The organism is Achromobacter sp. (genome assembly GCF_036567245.1).
Lineage (GTDB): Bacteria > Pseudomonadota > Gammaproteobacteria > Burkholderiales > Burkholderiaceae_B > Achromobacter.
The window spans coordinates 1-2072 of sequence record NZ_DATCUY010000325.1; the positions used below are offsets into that span (position 1 = coordinate 1).

Consider the following 2072-nt stretch of genomic DNA (forward strand, 5'->3'; position numbering starts at 1 on the left):
ATGGCGGCGACGGCCGCGGTGGGCGCGCTGTTCGGCGTGGCCGTGTAGGGCCGGCGCCGAACGGAGAAACGTCTTAAGGCGTGATCGAGTACGGCAGGGGCGCCGTGGCGATGCGGGGGCCGTCCGCCGCGCCCAGGCGCAGATCGCCTTCGGGCAAGGCGGCCAGCGTGGTTTCGAACAGGACGGACGCCACGCCGGCGTCACTGGCGGCATCCACGACCCGGCCAATCGGTTCGCCAGGCTGGGTGGCGTCGAACACGTCCACGCCAGCCAGCGCCGCGGCTTGCAGGCTGGCGTCGGCGACGGTGCCGTAAGCCATGCGGCGTTTGACGGTGCCGCGATAGTGGCTGCGCGCCACGACTTCCTGGCCGGGATAACAGCCCTTGGTGAAGCTCACGCCTTCAATGAGTTCAAGGTTGACGGTCTGCGGGATGAAGACGTCTTGCGTGGCCGTGGCGATCCAGGGGATGCCGGCGGCCAGGTCGGCCACTTGCCATTGTGACGCGGGCGCCAGGCTGAGTGCGGCAGCCAGCGGAGCGGCCTGGTCCAGCTGTTCGTCGGAGGCGATCCACCACCAGCGCAGGCGGCCGTCGGCCGATGGCGCCGCGATCCAGGTACCGGACGGCAGATCGGCGCGCTGCCAGGCGGCGCGAGGCAAGGTGCCGGTCACGGTTTCCAGCGCGGCGGCCTCTGCGGGCGATGCCTGGACGCCTGCGACGTTCAGGTCGGCGGCGGCCAGCTTGACCTTGGCCCGCAGCACGAACATCGACAAGCGCTTGAGCAGGGCCTGCGACAGGTCGCGGCGCACCAGGCCATACAGTTGCGGACCGTCTTCCGCGCCGGGGGCGGCGCGCCACATCACCAGGGTGGCCAGCAGGCGGCCCTTGGCGGTGCAATAGCCCGCCAGGCGGGCGGCGTCGGCGGGCAGACCGGTGACATCCTGGGTCAGCTGGCCGTGCAGGAAGGGCAGGGCATCGGCGCCGGAAGCGCTGAAGACGACAAAATCATCCAGCGGCGCGCATTGCGCGCAACCTTCCGCGCGGACAGGGATCGAAGTGTAGAAAGCGTGCATGGCGGCGGTGTTATCGCAACATCAAAGTGCAGATGATAGCCGTCTTCCCCTTGCGACAGGGGGCAAGCCCCCGATGGCCGCAGGGCTGCGCGGGGCACCCCGGCCCCACTTTTGCCGCGACAGTTCCGCCCGATCCATTAAACTTCTGGGACTTATGAAGAAGCGACTCCGTTTTTACGTCTTGTGGTCATTCCTGCTCATCGTGATTGCCGCCGCGGCGGCCGTGGGCGCCGCATGGAGCTGGATGCACCGGCCCATGCAGTTACCGGCCGACAGGATCGATTTTGTAGTGGACCCGGGCAGCAGCCCGCGCACGGTCGCGCGCGCGCTCAATGCGGTCGGCGTACCCATGTGGGAACCCGGTTTTGTCTGGATGGCGCGCCTGACGGAACAGGACAAGCTGATGAAGGCCGGGGGGTACCAGGCCATCAACGGCGATACGCCCTTGTTGCTGCTGGAGCGGCTGGCGCGCGGCGACATGACCCAGCGCCAGATCACCTTCCTGGAAGGCTGGACATTCCGCCAGATCCGCCAGGCGCTGCGCGAGAATCCGGATATCAAGCAGACCTTGGGCGACGTCAGCGATGAAGCGCTGATGGAACGGCTGGGCTCGGACATCAAGCACCCCGAGGGGCTGTTCTTCCCCGACACCTATGTCTTCACGCCCGGCAGCACCGATTACGATCTGCTGCGCCGCGCCTATCAGGAAGGGCAGCGCATCCTGCAGGACACCTGGGCCAAGCGCCAGTCCGACCTGCCGGTGGCTACCCCTTACGAGGCGCTGGTGCTGGCGTCGATCATCGAAAAGGAAACGGGCCACGGCCCCGATCGCCGCCGCGTGTCCGGCGTGTTTACCAACCGCTTGAAGATCGGCATGTTGCTGCAGACCGATCCCACCGTCATCTACGGAATGGGCGAGAACTACCAGGGGCGGATCCGCAAGCGCGACCTGCAAACCGATACCCCGTGGAACACCTATACCCGGCCGGGCCTGCCTCCC

At 67.5% G+C, this 2072-nt stretch carries 2 protein-coding genes; one reads left to right on the top strand and one right to left on the bottom strand.

Going from position 1 to position 2072, the window contains the following annotated elements; genetic code table 11:
* Positions 1 to 73 precede the first annotated feature (73 nt).
* Positions 74 to 1072: a folate-binding protein gene (locus VIR09_RS14210; protein WP_332013447.1), complete on the bottom strand. Its 999-nt coding sequence runs from the start codon at positions 1070 to 1072 to the stop codon at positions 74 to 76.
* Between the two features lie 154 nt (positions 1073 to 1226).
* On the opposite strand from VIR09_RS14210, the gene mltG reads away from it, so the two are divergent.
* Positions 1227 to 2072: endolytic transglycosylase MltG (gene mltG / locus VIR09_RS14215; protein WP_332013448.1), on the top strand; the 846-nt coding region annotated here is incomplete at its 3' end.

Bases quoted from the DNA above. Each gene is read 5' to 3' on its own strand.
- VIR09_RS14210 (WP_332013447.1), bottom strand. From the start codon at position 1,072: ATGCACGCTTTCTACACTTCGATCCCTGTCCGCGCGGAAGGTTGCGCG.